At 70.1% G+C, this 15,847-nt stretch carries 14 protein-coding genes; 9 read left to right on the forward strand and 5 right to left on the reverse strand.

The window, feature by feature from the left end:
* Positions 1–161: 161 nt before the first annotated feature.
* Genes ACGFWE_RS34930 through ACGFWE_RS34945 form a run of 4 tightly spaced genes read right to left on the reverse strand, consistent with a single transcriptional unit; the run spans position 162 to position 3,689 of the window.
* Positions 162–788 carry a response regulator transcription factor gene (locus ACGFWE_RS34930; protein WP_352389987.1) on the reverse strand — a complete coding sequence of 209 codons (627 nt, stop codon included), beginning with the start codon at positions 786–788 and terminating at the stop codon, positions 162–164.
* Positions 785–1,984: a sensor histidine kinase gene (locus tag ACGFWE_RS34935; RefSeq protein ID WP_393604089.1), complete on the reverse strand. Its 1,200-nt coding sequence runs from the start codon at positions 1,982–1,984 to the stop codon at positions 785–787. Before ACGFWE_RS34935 ends, ACGFWE_RS34930 begins: the two co-directional genes overlap by 4 nt.
* A complete protein-coding gene (locus tag ACGFWE_RS34940) occupies positions 1,981–2,826 on the reverse strand; it encodes an ABC transporter permease (protein WP_393604091.1) in 846 nt (281 codons plus the stop codon). Before ACGFWE_RS34940 ends, ACGFWE_RS34935 begins: the two co-directional genes overlap by 4 nt.
* A complete protein-coding gene (locus tag ACGFWE_RS34945; RefSeq protein ID WP_393604093.1) occupies positions 2,823–3,689 on the reverse strand; it encodes an ABC transporter ATP-binding protein in 867 nt (288 codons plus the stop codon). The genes ACGFWE_RS34940 and ACGFWE_RS34945 overlap by 4 nt, the downstream gene beginning before the upstream one ends.
* Positions 3,690–3,834: 145 nt before the next feature.
* On the opposite strand from ACGFWE_RS34945, the gene ACGFWE_RS34950 reads away from it, so the two are divergent.
* The 3 genes from ACGFWE_RS34950 to rpsD all read left to right on the forward strand — a co-directional run bounded on the left by ACGFWE_RS34950 (position 3,835) and on the right by rpsD (position 6,795).
* On the forward strand, positions 3,835–4,497 hold the full coding sequence (locus ACGFWE_RS34950) for a vitamin K epoxide reductase family protein (RefSeq protein WP_393604095.1): 663 nt from the start codon (positions 3,835–3,837) through the stop codon (positions 4,495–4,497).
* Positions 4,498–4,542: 45 nt separating this feature from the next.
* Positions 4,543–5,898 carry a replication-associated recombination protein A gene (locus tag ACGFWE_RS34955; RefSeq protein ID WP_393604097.1) on the forward strand — a complete coding sequence of 452 codons (1,356 nt, stop codon included), beginning with the start codon at positions 4,543–4,545 and terminating at the stop codon, positions 5,896–5,898.
* A gap of 282 nt (positions 5,899–6,180) precedes the next feature.
* Complete coding sequence (rpsD, locus tag ACGFWE_RS34960; protein ID WP_037714931.1) at positions 6,181–6,795, forward strand: 30S ribosomal protein S4; 615 nt, start codon at positions 6,181–6,183, stop codon at positions 6,793–6,795.
* A gap of 30 nt (positions 6,796–6,825) precedes the next feature.
* Here the strand turns inward: rpsD and ACGFWE_RS34965 are convergent, their stop codons facing one another.
* Positions 6,826–8,988: an ATP-binding protein gene (locus tag ACGFWE_RS34965; protein WP_393604099.1), complete on the reverse strand. Its 2,163-nt coding sequence runs from the start codon at positions 8,986–8,988 to the stop codon at positions 6,826–6,828.
* Between the two features lie 151 nt (positions 8,989–9,139).
* Between ACGFWE_RS34965 and ACGFWE_RS34970 the strand changes: the two genes are divergently transcribed.
* The 6 genes from ACGFWE_RS34970 (at position 9,140) to ACGFWE_RS34995 (ending at position 15,705) form a co-directional block, all read left to right on the forward strand.
* Positions 9,140–9,577, forward strand: a complete 438-nt coding sequence (locus ACGFWE_RS34970) for a DUF948 domain-containing protein (protein WP_393604101.1) — start codon at positions 9,140–9,142, stop codon at positions 9,575–9,577.
* A 10-nt stretch (positions 9,578–9,587) separates the two neighbouring features.
* Positions 9,588–9,914, forward strand: coding sequence for a hypothetical protein (locus ACGFWE_RS34975; RefSeq protein ID WP_352389980.1), 327 nt, complete (start codon positions 9,588–9,590; stop codon positions 9,912–9,914).
* Entirely contained in the window at positions 9,914–12,586 is a 2,673-nt protein-coding gene (gene alaS / locus ACGFWE_RS34980; RefSeq protein WP_393604103.1) for an alanine--tRNA ligase, read from the forward strand. Before ACGFWE_RS34975 ends, alaS begins: the two co-directional genes overlap by 1 nt.
* Positions 12,586–13,050: a Holliday junction resolvase RuvX gene (gene ruvX, locus ACGFWE_RS34985; protein WP_352389978.1), complete on the forward strand. Its 465-nt coding sequence runs from the start codon at positions 12,586–12,588 to the stop codon at positions 13,048–13,050. Before alaS ends, ruvX begins: the two co-directional genes overlap by 1 nt.
* A gap of 122 nt (positions 13,051–13,172) precedes the next feature.
* A complete protein-coding gene (gene mltG, locus ACGFWE_RS34990) occupies positions 13,173–14,885 on the forward strand; it encodes an endolytic transglycosylase MltG (protein ID WP_393604105.1) in 1,713 nt (570 codons plus the stop codon).
* Positions 14,866–15,705 carry a shikimate dehydrogenase gene (locus ACGFWE_RS34995; protein ID WP_352389976.1) on the forward strand — a complete coding sequence of 280 codons (840 nt, stop codon included), beginning with the start codon at positions 14,866–14,868 and terminating at the stop codon, positions 15,703–15,705. Before mltG ends, ACGFWE_RS34995 begins: the two co-directional genes overlap by 20 nt.
* The last annotated feature ends 142 nt before the right edge of the window (positions 15,706–15,847 follow it).

The following is a 15,847-nucleotide window of genomic DNA, read 5'->3' on the forward strand; positions in this document are numbered from 1 at the left end:
CCGAGGGAGCGAAGGGGTGCGCGGCCGTCGCCCGGGCCCCCGGCCCGGCTACAGGGCCGGACCGGCAGCGCAGGCCGGCCCAGCGGCTCTGCCTGGCACGCAGGCTCAACGGCCGCCCCAGGGAGTGACTCGACCGCGTCGACGGCGCCCGACACGACGCCTCACTGGTCCAGCAGCCCGTGCCGCATCGCGCTGGTGACCGCGGCCGTCCGGTCGTCCACTCCCAACTTGGCGAAGACGCGCAGGAGATGGGTCTTCACCGTCGACTCGCCGATGAACAGCCTGCGGCCGATCTCCGCGTTCGTGCAGCCCTCCGCCACCAGGCGCAGCACCGCCGTCTCGCGCTCCGAGAGCCGCGGCCGTTCCGGTCTGGTGCGCAGTTGGTCGACCAGACGGGCGGCCACGGTCGGTGCCAGGACTGTCTCGCCGCGCGCGGCGGCCCTTATGGACTGCGCCAGTTCACCCCGGGGCAGGTCCTTGAGGAGATAGCCGGCCGCCCCCGCCTCCACGGCCCGCAGGATGTCCCGGTCCGTCTCGTACGTCGTCAGGACGATCACCCGGCACGGCAGCCCCGCCTCCGTCATCCGTACGATCGACTCCACGCCCGAGCCGCCCGGCATCCGCAGGTCCATCAGCACGATGTCGGGCCGCAGTTCCGCGGCCAGTGCCTCCGCCTGCGGCCCGCTGGACGCATCGGCGATCACCTCCAGGTCCGGTTCCGCCGTCAGCATGGCGCGCAGGCCCTCCCGTACGACGGGGTGGTCGTCGGCCAGGATGATCCGGATCATGAACAGCTCCTCGGGGGCGGTACGGGCAGACGGACGGCGACCGTGGTGCCGCCGCCGGGCGCGCTGTGCACCCGGACCGTCCCGCCGACCTCGGCGGCACGGGCGCGGAGCCCCGCGAGACCGTAGCCGTCACGGACGGCCCCCGGGTCGAAGCCGTGACCGTCGTCCCGTACGAAGAGGGTGAGGCTGTCGTCGGTGTAGGCCAGGTCGACACCTACCGTCGCCGAACTCCCCGCGTGCTTACGGCAGTTCGTGAGCGCCTCCTGACATGACCGCAGGGCGACGACCTCGGGCCCCGTGGGCAGCGGACGGACCTGCCCGGTCACCGCGAGCTTCGCGTAGTGTCGGGCCGCCAGGCGGTCCAGGGCGTCCGGCAGCGTCGCGCCGTACAGGTCGGCGGGGGTGCCGTCGGCGACCAGGGCCCGTGCCTCGGCGAGGTTCAGCCGGGCCGTCTCGTCCATCAGGGCCAGATGACGGCGGGCCTGCGGCACGTCGTGGTCGAGCTCCGCCTCCACGGCCTGGATCAGCATCAGCAGGCTGGTGAAGCCCTGGGCGAGGGTGTCGTGGATCTCCCGCGCCATCCGCTCCCGCTCGGCCAGCGCCCCGTGCGCCGCCGACAGCCGCGAGACCTCGTGCCGGCTGGTGTCCAACTCGGCGATCAGCGCCGCCCGTTCCTGGCTCTGCTCGATGATCCGGATGACATAGCTGCCGACGGCCACCGAGAAGACCAAGGTGACGACGGCGAACAGGCCGTTGAAGAAGACGTCCTGGTCGCTCGGCCACCAGAGCAGGGCCCAGCCCAGCACGGGCGCCAGATTGATCACGGCCACGGCGGTCAGCGCCCACCTCATCCGCAGTGTCATGAAGCACTGGGGCACGAGGGCGAACGTCATCAGCCGGGTCTCGCCGACCAGGATCGCCGAGGGCAGGAACAGCGCCATCATCGCGCCGAGATAGGTGAGCGCCTCGCGTGCGCCGGGCGGATCCTGCCGGAGCAGCGGACGACCGACCCGGACGAAGAGGGGGACCAGCGGCACCAGCAGGGCCGCCGCGGTGACGCGGACCGGCCACCCGGGCTGTGCCGTGCCCAGCACGAACACCAGGGTGGCCAGCCAGATCAGCGCGAAGTAGGTGTCCCAGAGCCGGAACGACCGGTCCCACGAGTACGCGCCCCCGGCGTCCGCCGGACCGTTCATCCGTCGCGCCGGTTCTTCCACCGGAAGGTCAGCAGACACAGGAGCAATCCTCCGACGCACCACGCCCCCAGCACCAGGGCGGTGCGCCCGAACTCCCAGCCGCCGGCCTGTTCGAGGACCTGCGCCGAGTCCGGCAGGAACACCCCGCGCAGCCCCTGGCACATCCACTTCAGCGGGAACAGCGCGCCGATGTTCAGCATCCAGTCGGGGATCGTGTCGATCGCGATGTACACCCCGGAGATGAACTGGAGGACCAGGAAGGGCAGGACGACCACGGAACTCGCGCTCTTGCCGGACTTGGGCACCGAACCGATCGCGATGCCGAGCAGCGTGCACGCCGTCAGGCCGAGCACGAAGATCCAGGCGAAGGCGAACCATTTGCCGGCGTCCGCGGGCAGGTCGACGTCGTACAGCGTGGTGCCGACGAAGAGCAGGATCGCCGTCTCCAGGATGCCGGTGACCAGAACCAGCCAGATCTTGCCGAGGAAGTACGCCGCCGGCGGCATCGGCGTCCCGCGCAGCCTGCGCAGCACCTTCTCGTCCCGCTCGACGGCGATCGAGATGCCGAGCGACTGGAAGCTCGTCGACATGATGCCGGCGGCCATCATCGCCGGCACGTAGAGCTGCGAGGCCTTGATGCCGGCCCCTTCCACGTCGTCGCTGAAGATCGACGCGAACAGGAACAGGAAGACCACCGGGAAGGCGAAGGTGAACACCACCTGGTCGCGCTGGCGGAAGAACTGTTTGATCTCCAGGGCGCCCCGTCGCAGCCCGAGTCCCCAGACGCCGGGCAGCCCTGCCCGGACATGACCGCGGGTTTCCCGCACGGCGGCCGTGGTCATCGCGCGTCCTCCTGTCCGGTGAGCCGGAGGTAGACGTCCTCCAGCGTGGGGCGGCTGACCTGGAGCCCCGGGATCTCGCCGTCGAAGCGGCGCATCAGCGCGGCGACCGTCCCGGTCGGGGTGTCCGTGCGCTCGGCGCGCTGGGTGCCGTCCGGCTCGGTCCACTCGACGGTCGCGCCGGAGCCGTACCGCTCCCGCAGAGCGGCCGGCTCGCCCTCGGCGACGACCGTGCCGCGGGAGACCACGGCCAGCCGGTCGGCGAGCGCCTCGGCCTCCTCCAGGTAGTGCGTGGTGAGCAGGATCGTGGTGCCCTCGACGGACAGCTTGCGGATCAGGTCCCAGAACTGGCGCCGGGCCGCCGGGTCGAAGCCGGTCGTCGGCTCGTCCAGGAGCAGCAGCTCGGGGCCCCCGATCACGCCCAGCGCCACGTCCAGGCGCCGGCGCTGGCCGCCCGACAGGGCCTTGATCCGGCTGCCCGCCTTGGCCTCCAGACCCACCAGCCCGATGACCTCCTCGGGGTCCCGCGGCCGCGGGTAGTAGTGGGCGAAATGCCGGACGGTCTCCGCGACCGTCAACTCGGCGGGCGCGGATTCGTCCTGCCAGACGATTCCGACTTTTGAGCGCCACGCGCGTGTGCCGTGCGCCGGGTCCGCTCCGAGCACGGACACCTCACCCGCGTCCCGGTCCCGGTTGCCCTGGAGGATCTCCACCGTGGTGCTCTTGCCCGCGCCATTGGGTCCCAGCAGGCCGAAGACCTCGCCCCTGCGGATGCCGAGATCGATCCCGTCGAGCGCGGTCACGTCGCCGTACTGCTTGCGCAGCCCCCGAACGTCCACCGCGAGTTCGTTCGCGTGTGTGGTCATGCCTGTGAGCATCGGCCGGAACCGAACGCTCAGGGACGACCGTGCGTACTTCCTTATGTCCACCGAACGGTGGACAAGCCTCCAGGTGCGGCACAATGGCCCCTGCCCGAAGAAGGTCCAACTCTCAAGCAGACGGATCGGCGTGATGAGCAAGACCACAGTGAAAGACGTCTCCACGGATCCCGAGCCCTCGTCGGCGAGCGCCGATGCCGCGCCCCGGACGGTAGGCGGCAGCCGTGCCTTCGCACTGCTGATGGTGATCACCGGTGCCGCCGGACTGCTCGCCGCGTGGGTCATCACGATCGACAAGTTCAAGATCCTCGAGGGAAAGGTCAGCGGCAAGACGTTCACGCCGAGCTGCTCCCTCAACCCGATCGTCTCCTGCGGCAGCGTGATGGAGAGCAAGCAGGCCGCCGCCTTCGGGTTCCCCAACCCGATGCTCGGCCTCGTCTGCTACGGCATCGTCATCTGCGTCGGCATGAGCCTGCTGGCCCGCGCCACTTTCCCGCGCTGGTACTGGCTCACCTTCAACTTCGGCACGCTCTTCGGCGTGGCCTTCTGCACCTGGCTGCAGTTCCAGTCGCTGTACCGCATCAACGCGCTGTGCCTGTGGTGCTCGCTGGCCTGGGTCGCCACGATCACGATGTTCTGGTATGTGACCTCGTTCAACGTCCGCAACGACCTGCTGCCGTCCCCGGGCTGGCTCAAGCGCTTCCTCGCCGAGTTCACCTGGGTCCTGCCGGTCACGCACTGCGGCATCATCGCCATGCTGATCCTGACCCGCTGGGGCGACAGGCTCTGGGCCTGACCCACGGCCGACGGCGTTGTCAGTGCCGTGAACTAGGGTTTCCGTGTGGAGCCCGATCTGTTCACCGCCGCGGCGGAAGAGCGCCAGGAGAAGGACCCGGCCGGCAGTCCCCTGGCGGTCCGGATGCGCCCGCGCACCCTCGACGAGGTGGTGGGCCAGCAGCACCTGCTCAAGCCGGGCTCGCCGCTGCGCCGGCTGGTCGGTGAGGGCAGCGGCGGTCCCGCGGGACCCTCCTCGGTGATCCTCTGGGGCCCGCCCGGCACCGGCAAGACGACCTTGGCGTACGTCGTCTCCAAGGCGACCAACAAGCGTTTCGTGGAGCTCTCCGCGATCACCGCCGGGGTCAAGGAGGTCCGCGCGGTCATCGACGGCGCCCGCCGCGCCACCGGCGGCTTCGGCAAGGAGACCGTCCTCTTCCTCGACGAGATCCACCGCTTCAGCAAGGCCCAGCAGGACTCCCTGCTCCCCGCGGTCGAGAACCGCTGGGTGACCCTGATCGCGGCGACCACCGAGAACCCCTACTTCTCGATCATCTCCCCACTGCTGTCCCGGTCCCTGCTGCTGACCCTCGAACCCCTCTCGGACGACGACCTCAGAGGGCTCCTGAAGCGGGCGCTGAGCGACGAGCGCGGTCTGAAGGACGCCGTCACCCTCCCCGAGGACACCGAGGACCACCTCCTGCGCATCGCCGGCGGCGACGCCCGCCGCGCCCTGACCGCGCTGGAGGCCGCCGCCGGGGCCGCCCTCGACAAGGGCGAGCCGGAGGTCTCCCTCACCACGCTGGAGGAGACGGTCGACCGCGCGGCCGTGAAGTACGACCGCGACGGCGACCAGCACTACGACGTGGCCAGCGCCCTCATCAAGTCCATCAGGGGCTCCGACGTGGACGCGGCCCTGCACTACCTGGCCCGCATGATCGAGGCCGGCGAGAACCCCCGCTTCATCGCCCGCCGCCTGATGATCTCCGCCAGCGAGGACATCGGCCTGGCCGATCCGAACGCCCTGCCCATAGCCGTGGCCGCCGCCCAGGCCGTCGCCATGATCGGCTTCCCCGAGGCCGCGCTGACGTTGAGCCACGCCACCATCGCCCTCGCCCTCGCCCCGAAGTCCAACGCCGCGACCACGGCGATCGGCGCGGCCATGGAGGACGTACGCAAGGGGCTGGCCGGACCGGTGCCGCCGCATCTGCGCGACGGGCACTACAAGGGCGCCGCCAAACTCGGGCACGCGCAGGGGTACGTCTACCCGCACGACCTGCCCGAGGGGATCGCCGAGCAGCAGTACGCCCCGGACGCCATCAAGGACCGCGAGTACTACGAACCCACCCGGCACGGCGCCGAGGCCCGGTACGCGGACGCGGTGGAGTGGACCCGCAGACACCTCGGTCGCAAGCGGTCCTGAGCACCCTGTAGAATCCCTCGAAGTGCTGTGTCCCGTGCAGTCAGAACGGGACGGTCAGCCGGAACCCCCCAGTGGGGTTCCCGGAGCGTCGCGCACCGTTCGAATGGTGTCGCGGGCAGCCCACCACCGCTAGCGGTAGGTGGGCCACTCGCGTGCTGCACGTATGTGCCCAGACCAGGGAGCGGCTGCCCTCCAGGTCCTTCGAGGACCCGGCGGGTTTCCCCGGCTGCGGATGCGACCTCCCTCAACCCTGACAAGCCGAAAACCAGGAAATGAGAGACAGTGGCGAACCAGCCCCGCCCCAAGGTCAAGAAGTCGCGTGCCCTCGGCATCGCGCTGACCCCGAAGGCCGTCAAGTACTTCGAGGCCCGTCCCTACCCCCCGGGTGAGCACGGCCGTGGCCGCAAGCAGAACTCGGACTACAAGGTCCGTCTGCTCGAGAAGCAGCGTCTGCGCGCGCAGTACGACGTGTCCGAGCGTCAGCTCGTCCGCGCCTACGAGCGTGCCGCCAAGACCCAGGGCAAGACCGGTGAGGCCCTGGTCATCGAGCTCGAGCGCCGTCTCGACGCCCTGGTCCTGCGTTCGGGCATCGCCCGCACCATCTACCAGGCCCGCCAGATGGTCGTCCACGGCCACATCGAGGTCAACGGCCAGAAGGTCGACAAGCCGTCCTTCCGCGTCCGTCCCGACGACGTCGTGATGGTCCGCGAGCGCAGCCGCGAGAAGACCCTCTTCTCGATCGCCCGTGAGGGCGGCTTCGCCCCCGACGGCGAGACCCCGCGCTACCTCCAGGTGAACCTCCGCGCCCTGGCCTTCCGCCTGGACCGCGAGCCGAACCGCAAGGAGATCCCGGTGATCTGCGACGAGCAGCTCGTCGTCGAGTACTACGCCCGCTGATCACCGGCAGGCCGTAGCACCCGCACCACTTCAGCCCGCCGTCTCCCCGCCCTTCCGGGTGGGCGAGGCGGCGGGTTGCTGCATGTCGAGGCCCACTTCGGTGTGCAGCACGCGCCCCCGGGGTGCCGGCAGCCCGTCGAGCGGACGTGCGCCGCCCAGCGCCCGGGACACCGCGGCCTCCCGCCCCAGTGCCCGGCCCTGCCCCAGGCACCGCTGGTACCGCTCGTCGCCCAGCCGCTCCCGGACCATCGCCTCGCACAGCTCGTGCGGGGCGTTGTAGTAGGCCGAGCCGAACAGGGGCAGGCCCACCGAAGGCCACAGCGAGGCCGCCGCACCCTGGAGGACGGCGGCCTCGGCCGCGTCGCCCTGGGCCACCGTGACCAGGGCGAGGAGTTCGATCGACAGCACCGAGCCCAGCAGGTCGTGGAAGGTGTGGGCGCAGGTCAGACAGTCGGTGAGCAGCTCACGCGCGCGTGCCGCGTCCCCCTCGCTCCAGGCCGCGTACGCCAGGACGTACAGCGCGTACGACCGCGCCCACCGCTCGCCGTGGTCCTCGCACACCCGGCGCACCTCCTCGCACAGCCGCACCGCGTCCGGCAGGTCGCCCAGGAAGGCCCGGGCCATCGCCAGCTCGACCTGAGCCATCAGCACGTTGCTGTTGATTTCGCCGATCTCCCGGTACCGCTCCAGTGCCGAGCGCAGCAGCCGCTCCGCGCGGGGCATGTCGTCCGAGACGAGCGCCAGACAGCCGGTGCGGTGCTCGGCGTACGCCACCGCCGTCGCGTTCGCGGAGCGCTCCGCCTCCTGGCGGCACTCCTGGAGCGCCGCCAGCGCCGGCACGGTGTCGCCCTGGAGGATCGCCACATAGCCGAGGACCCACAGGGCCTTCAGCCGGGTGTGCTCATGGCCCGGCTCCAGATCGACGCTGCGCTCCAGCCAGTGCCGCCCCTCGGAGAGCCGGCCGCAGCCGACCCAGCAGAACCAGAGGGAGCCCGCCAGAAGCCGGGCCAGCTCCGCCCCGTCCGGCTCGGTCAGGGAGTACTCCAGGGCACCGCGCAGGTTCGGCAGCTCGGCCTCGATCCGCGCGGCCACCTCGTTCTGGCGCGGGGAGAACCAGTCCAGCTCGCACCAGGTCGCCAGGCCCACGTACCAGTCGCGGTGCCGTCTGCGCAGCCGGACCGCGTCGCCCGTCGCCTCCAGCCACTCGGCGCCGTACGCCCGGACCGTGTCGAGCATCCGGTAGCGCACGCCGGTCGCGGTCTCCTCACGGGCCACCACCGACTGGGCGAGCAGCGCGGACAGGACGTCGAGAACGTCGTCGCAGTGCAGACCGCCGCCGCTGCACACGTACTCCGCGGCCTCCAGGTCGAACTGTCCCGCGAACACCGAGAGCCGTGACCACAGCAACCGCTCCTCGGCCGTGCACAGTTCATGGCTCCAGCCGATCGCCGTGCGCAGTGTCCGATGGCGGGGCAGAGCGTCCCGGCCACCACCGGTCAGCAGCCGGAACCGGTCGTCGAGCCGCTCCAGCAACTGCCCGGAAGACAGTGCCCCCAGCCGGCCCGCGGCCAGCTCGATCGCCAGCGGAATGCCGTCCAGGCGCCGGCACAGCTCCCGTACGTGCGGATCGTCGCCGACCGTCACCCCCAGCCGTCCGGCCCGCTCCGCGAACAGTTCCACCGCCTCGTCCTCGCCCAACGGGCCCAGCGCGAAGACCTGTTCGCCGGCGACGGCCAGCGGCCGGCGTCCCACCGCGAGGACGGCCAGCGTCGGCACCTGCCCCAGCAGATCGACCACCAGGGCCGCGCACGCGTCCACCAGATGCTCGAAACCGTCCAGAACCAGCAGGAGTTGACGTCCGGTCAGATGAGCCAGCAGCGCCTCGCGCGGTGGCCGCCCGGTGTGGTCCGTCAGCCCCAGCGACTCCACGACGGCGTAGTCGACGAACTCCGGATCGCGTACGGCGGCCAGCTCGACGTGCCACGCACCGTCGGCCGGTGCGCACCGGCCGCCCGCCACCCGTGCCGCGAGCCGTGACTTGCCGATACCGCCGGGACCCGTCACCGTCACCAGCCGCGAGGTGTCGAGCGCCCGTGCCAGCTCCGGGAGTTCCGCGCGCCGGCCCACGAAGCCGTCGAGCTCCAGCGGGAGATTGCCGTTCACCTCGGTGTCGTCGGGCTGATCACTGCGCATGGAACACGGAGGGTACTGAAGCGTATGCACTCCGTACAATCGGCACGGGCAACCCGGCTGCGGGCGAGGGGCGATCCGGTGCGGACCGCCGTCCCCGGCGCGATAGGCTCGGCGGAGACTTTTTCCATAGACAGCACGTATCAGGGAGCGGGTGCACACAGTGTCCGGTGGAGAGGTTGCCGGGATCCTGGTGGCCGTCTTCTGGGCGATCCTGGTCTCCTTCCTCGCCGTCGCGCTGGCGAGGCTGGCCCAGACGCTCAAGGCGACCACCAAACTCGTGGCGGACGTGACCGACCAGGCCGTCCCGCTGCTGGCCGAGGCCTCCACCGCGGTGCGCTCCGCGCAGACCCAGATCGAGCGCGTCGACGCGATCGCCTCGGACGTCCAGGAGGTCACGTCGAACGCCTCCGCGCTGTCCACCACCGTCGCCTCCACCTTCGGCGGCCCACTGGTCAAGGTCGCGGCCTTCGGCTACGGCGTGCGCCGCGCGATCAGTGGCCGCAAGGACGACGACGTGCCCGCGGAATCCTCCCGGCGTACCGTGATCACGGGCCGGACGGTTTCCCGGGGCCGAGGCAAGAAGGACTGAGGCTCAAGAGATGTTCCGCCGTACTTTCTGGTTCTCCTCGGGCGTGGCCGCCGGTGTCTGGGCCACCACCAAGGTGAACCGCAAGCTGAAGCAGCTGACCCCCGAGAACCTCGCCGTGACGGCGGCCAACAAGGCGATCGAGACGGGCGCCCGGCTCAAGGACCGCGCGGTCGGTTTCGCGCTCGACGTCCGCGACAACATGGCCCAGCGGGAGGCCGAGCTGACGGACGCCCTGGGCATCCGGGAGGATCCCGAACTTCCCGCCCCCAGGCGCATCGCCGCCATCGAGAACACGACGTACCCCAAGCATTCGTACAACCGGAATGAGGACCACTGATGGAGTCGGCCGAGATTCGCCGCCGCTGGCTGAGCTTCTTCGAGGAGCGCGGGCACACCGTCGTCCCTTCGGCGTCGCTCATCGCGGACGACCCGACTCTGCTCCTCGTCCCCGCCGGCATGGTGCCCTTCAAGCCCTACTTCCTGGGTGAGGTCAAGCCGCCCTTCGCGCGTGCCACCAGCGTCCAGAAGTGCGTGCGCACGCCGGACATCGAAGAGGTCGGCAAGACCACCCGGCACGGCACGTTCTTCCAGATGTGCGGCAACTTCTCCTTCGGCGACTACTTCAAGGAAGGTGCCATCAAGTACGCCTGGGAGCTGCTCACCAGCCCCCAGGACAAGGGTGGTTACGGCCTTGAGGCCGATCGTCTGTGGATCACCGTCTACAAGGACGACGACGAGGCCGAGCGCATCTGGCACGAGGTCGTCGGTGTGCCCAGGGAGCGCATCCAGCGCCTCGGCATGAAGGACAACTACTGGTCCATGGGCGTCCCCGGACCCTGCGGCCCCTGTTCCGAGATCAACTACGACCGCGGCCCCGAGTTCGGCGTCGAGGGCGGCCCCGCCGTCAACGACGAGCGGTACGTGGAGATCTGGAACCTCGTCTTCATGCAGTACGAGCGCGGCGAGGGCATCGGCAAGGACAACTTCGAGATCCTCGGCGAGCTCCCCAGCAAGAACATCGACACCGGCCTCGGACTCGAGCGCCTGGCGATGATCCTGCAGGGCGTGCAGAACATGTACGAGATCGACACCTCCATGGCCGTCATCAAGAAGGCCACCGAGCTGACGGGCGTCGCGTACGGCGAAGCCCACGCGTCGGACGTCTCGCTGCGCGTGGTCACCGACCACATGCGCACGTCCGTGATGCTCATCGGCGACGGTGTCACCCCCGGCAACGAGGGCCGCGGCTACGTCCTGCGTCGCATCATGCGCCGCGCCATCCGTAACATGCGCCTGCTCGGTGCCACCGGTCCGGTCGTGCTCGACCTGATCGACACCGTGATCGCCATGATGGGGCAGCAGTACCCGGAGCTCGTCACCGACCGCGAGCGGATCGAGAAGGTCGCCGTCGCCGAGGAGAACGCGTTCCTCAAGGCCCTCAAGGGCGGCACGAACATCCTCGACACCGCCGTCACCGAGACCAAGCAGGCCGGTGGCACGGTCCTGTCCGGCGACAAGGCGTTCCTGCTCCACGACACCTGGGGCTTCCCGATCGACCTCACCCTGGAGATGGCCGCCGAGCAGGGGCTGTCCGTGGACGAGGACGGCTTCCGCCGCCTGATGAAGGAGCAGCGGGAGCGCGCCAAGGCCGACGCCCAGGCCAAGAAGACCGGTCACGCCGGCGCCGGCGCCTACCGTGAGATCGCCGACCAGGCCGGCGAGACCGACTTCGTCGGGTACACGGACACCGAGGCCGAGTCGACGATCGTCGGCATCCTCGTCGACGGCGCCTCCTCGCCGGCCGCCACCGAGGGCGACGAGGTCGAGATCGTCCTCGACCGCACCCCGTTCTACGCCGAGGGCGGCGGCCAGATCGGCGACACCGGCCGTATCAAGGTCGACTCCGGTGCCGTCATCGAGATCCGCGACTGCCAGAAGCCGGTCCCGGGCGTCTACGTCCACAAGGGCGTCGTCCAGTTCGGCGAGGTGACCGTCGGGGCCAAGGCCCAGGCCTCGATCGACAACCGCCGGCGTACGGCCATCGCGCGTGCCCACTCGGCCACCCACCTCACCCACCAGGCCCTGCGGGACGCGCTCGGCCCGACGGCCGCCCAGGCCGGGTCGGAGAACCAGCCCGGCCGCTTCCGCTTCGACTTCGGCTCCCCGTCGGCGGTGCCCACGGCCGTGATGACCGACGTCGAGCAGAAGATCAACGAGGTGCTCGCCCGTGACCTCGACGTCCGCGCCGACGTCATGGGCATCGACGAGGCCAAGAAGCAGGGCGCCATCGCCGAGTTCGGCGAGAAGTACGGCGAGCGGGTCCGCGTGGTGACCATCGGCGACTTCTCCAAGGAGCTGTGCGGCGGCACCCATGTGCACAACACCTCGCAGCTCGGCCTGGTCAAGCTGCTCGGCGAGTCGTCCATCGGCTCCGGGGTCCGGCGTATCGAGGCGCTCGTCGGTGTCGACGCCTACAACTTCCTCGCCCGCGAGCACACCGTCGTCGCCCAGCTCCAGGAGCTGATCAAGGGCCGTCCGGAGGAGCTCCCGGAGAAGGTCTCCGCCATGCTCGGCAAGCTGAAGGACGCCGAGAAGGAGATCGAGAAGTTCCGCGCGGAGAAGGTCCTGCAGGCCGCCGCCGGTCTCGCCGAGTCCGCCAAGGACGTCCGCGGGATCGCCGTCGTCACCGGCCAGGTCCCGGACGGCACCACCGCCGACGACCTGCGCAAGCTGGTCCTCGACGTACGCGGCCGCATCCAGGGCGGCCGGGCCGCCGTGGTCGCCCTCTTCACCGTCAACAACGGAAAGCCGCTGACGGTCATCGCCACCAACGAGCCCGCCCGCGAGCGCGGTCTCAAGGCCGGTGAGCTGGTCCGCACGGCCGCCAAGACCCTCGGCGGCGGCGGTGGCGGCAAGCCGGACGTCGCCCAGGGCGGCGGCCAGAACCCGGCCGCGATCGGTGCGGCCGTGGACGCCGTGGAGCGCATGGTCGGGGAGACGGCCAAGTAATGCGCCGAGGCCGCAGACTCGCGATCGACGTCGGGGACGCCCGCATCGGGGTCGCCTCGTGCGACCCCGACGGGATCCTCGCCACTCCGGTGGAGACGGTCCCGGGCCGGGACGTCCCGGCGGCCCACCGCCGGCTGAAGCAGCTGGTCGAGGAGTACGAACCGATCGAGGTCGTCGTCGGTCTCCCTCGCTCCCTCAAGGGGGGCGAGGGTCCGGCCGCCGTGAAGGTCCGCGGCTTCGTCCAGGAGCTCGCCCGGGCCATCGCGCCCGTTCCGGTCAGGCTCGTCGACGAGCGGATGACCACGGTGACGGCCAGTCAGGGACTGCGCGCATCCGGAGTGAAATCCAAAAAGGGCAGATCGGTCATCGACCAGGCGGCAGCCGTGATCATTCTTCAGCAGGCCCTGGAATCCGAACGGGTGTCAGGTAAAGCACCCGGCGAGGGCGTCGAAGTGGTCATCTGATCGCGATACGGTAACGTTCCGCGCGATGCGGCGACATTCGAACAGTCACCGCACAGAAAGAGGCGGATCGGTAGCCGGATCGTGGACGAGGGAGACCGCCGCCTCGCGGCTCTAGGGGATCGATGACTGAGTATGGCCGGGGCCAAGGCTCCGAACCGTGGCATCCGGAGGACCCGTTGTACGGGGACGACGGATGGGGTGGACAGCAGGCCCAGGCGGGCCAGCAGTCCCCCTACGGCGGCCAGCCGCAGCACTATCCGCAGCAGCCGCAGCAGCCGCAGTACGACAACGGCGGCTGGGGCGACGGCCAGCAGGCCGCCTATGGGCAGGCGCAGCAGCAGTACCCGCAGCACGACGGCCAGTACGATCAGCAGCAGTACGACCAGCATCAGCAGCAGTACGACCAGCAGGCCTATCAGGACCAGTCGCAGCAGTCGTACGACAACAACGGCTGGCCGGCCGGCACCCAGGCGCAGATCCCGTACCCCGCCGACCCGTCGGACCCCTACGGTCAGCAGCAGGCCGCCGCGTACGGCGCTGAGCAGCAGGACTACTACGGCAGCCCGGACGCCTATCCGCCGCCGGAGCCGCCGAGCCGTCGGCGGGCCGAGCCGGAGCCCCAGATCGACTGGGATCCGGGACCCGACCAGGGCGAGCACGCCTTCTTCGCGGGCGACGACGCCGACGAGGACGAGTCCGACGACCCGAAAGGCGGCCGTGGCGACCGGCGCGGGCGCGGCGGCAAGGGCGGCAAGAAGCGCAAGAGCGGATGTGCCTGTCTGGTGGTCCTGCTGGTGTTCGGCGGCGGCACCGCGGGCGTCGGCTACTTCGGCTACCAGTTCTACCAAAATCGTTTCGGCGCGGCTCCGGACTATGCCGGGAACGGGACGAGCCAGGTGGTCACCGTCCAGATTCCCAAGGGCGCGGGCGGGTACGTGATCGGCCGGCTGCTCAAGGACGCGGGTGTGGTCAAGAGCGTCGACGCGTTCGTGTCCGCTCAGGAGCAGAACCCCAAGGGGAAGTCGATCCAGGCCGGCGCCTATCTCCTGAAGAAGGAAATGTCCGCCAAGAGCGCCGTCGTGATGATGCTCGACCCGGACAGCCAGAACAACGTGCAGGTGGTTCCGGGAGCGAGGAACCTCAAGGTCTACGAGCGGATCGACGAGAAACTCGATCTTGCTTCCGGCACCACGAAGAAGATCGCCGAGAAGGAATACAAGAGCCTCGGTCTGCCGAGCTGGGCGAACGACAACGAGGACATCAAGGACCCGCTCGAGGGTTTCCTCGCTCCGGGTAACTATCCGGCGGCGAAGGGCATGAAGCCCGAGACGGTGCTGAAGGACATGGTCACCCAGGCCGCCGAGACGTACCGCAAGTACGACCTGGAGGCGAAGGCCAAGGCGCTCAAGCTGGACAGTCCGCTGCAGGTCATCACGGTCGCCAGCCTCGTCCAGGCCGAGGGGAAGACCGAGGAGGACTACCGCAGGATGGCGGAGGTGGTCTACAACCGCCTCAACCTCGCGAACCCCGAGACCTACGGCCTGCTCCAGTTCGACTCGACCTTCAATTACCTGAAGAACGAGAGCAACATCCGCATCTCCGAGTCCGAGATCAAGAGCAACAAGGACCCGTACAACACATACACGAACAAGGGTCTGCCGCCCGGCCCGATCGACAACCCGGGTGATGTCGCGCTGAAGGCGGCGCTGAATCCGACCGATCAGGGCTGGTACTACTTCGTCGCGACCGACGGAGTGAAGACCACCGAATTCGCCAAGACCCACGCTGAATTCCTGAGGCTCAAGGACAAGTTCGATGAGAGCAGCGGCAGCTGACGCCCGCCGGGCCGCCGTTCTCGGCAAGCCCATCGCCCACTCCCTGTCGCCGGTCCTGCACCGGGCCGCCTACGAGGAACTGGGCCTCACGGGCTGGTCGTACGACCGGTTCGAGCTCGACGAGACCGCACTGCCCGGGTTCATCGAGGAACTCGGGCCGGAGTGGGCCGGGCTGTCGGTGACCATGCCGCTCAAGCGGGCGGTCATCCCGCTGCTCGACGGGATCAGCGACACGGCCGCCTCGGTGGAGGCGGTCAACACGGTCGTGTTCACCGACGACGGCCGCCGTCTCGGCGACAACACCGACATCCCGGGGATGGTCGCCGCCCTCAGGGAGCGGGGCATCGAGCAGGTCGACTCGGCGGCGATCCTCGGCGCCGGCGCCACCGCCTCCTCCGCGCTCGCCGCGCTGGCCCGGATCTGCACCGGCGAGGTCGTCGCCTATGTACGCAGCGAGGCCCGGGCCGCCGAGATGCGGCAGTGGGGCGAGCGACTCGACATCGAGGTCCGCACCGCGGACTGGGCGGACGCGGCCCAGGCCCTGCGCGCCCCCCTGGTGATCGCGACCACCCCCGCCGGGGCGACGGACGCCCTCGCCCACGCCGTACCGGAGCGCCCCGCGGCCCTCTTCGACGTGCTCTACGACCCCTGGCCGACGGAGTTGGCGGCCCGCTGGTCGATGATCGGCGGAGCCGTGGTCGGCGGCCTCGACCTGCTCGTGCACCAGGCGGTGCTCCAGGTCGAGCAGATGACGGGACTGCGGCCCGCGCCCGTGGAGGCCATGCGCAAGGCGGGCGAGCACGCGCTGGCGGCCCGCTGAGACCCGTCCACGTCCGTCTGCTGGACCTGTGACCGGCTCCCGGCGCCGGACGTGGGAGGATCGGAGGTGGCGGGCCGGGGCCGCGCACCTGGTCGCGCCGTTGGCTTACGCGAGGACGCGCGTAAGCAGGGCAGCAGTACCA

The organism is Streptomyces sp. NPDC048523 (genome assembly GCF_043199815.1).
GTDB lineage: Bacteria > Actinomycetota > Actinomycetes > Streptomycetales > Streptomycetaceae > Streptomyces.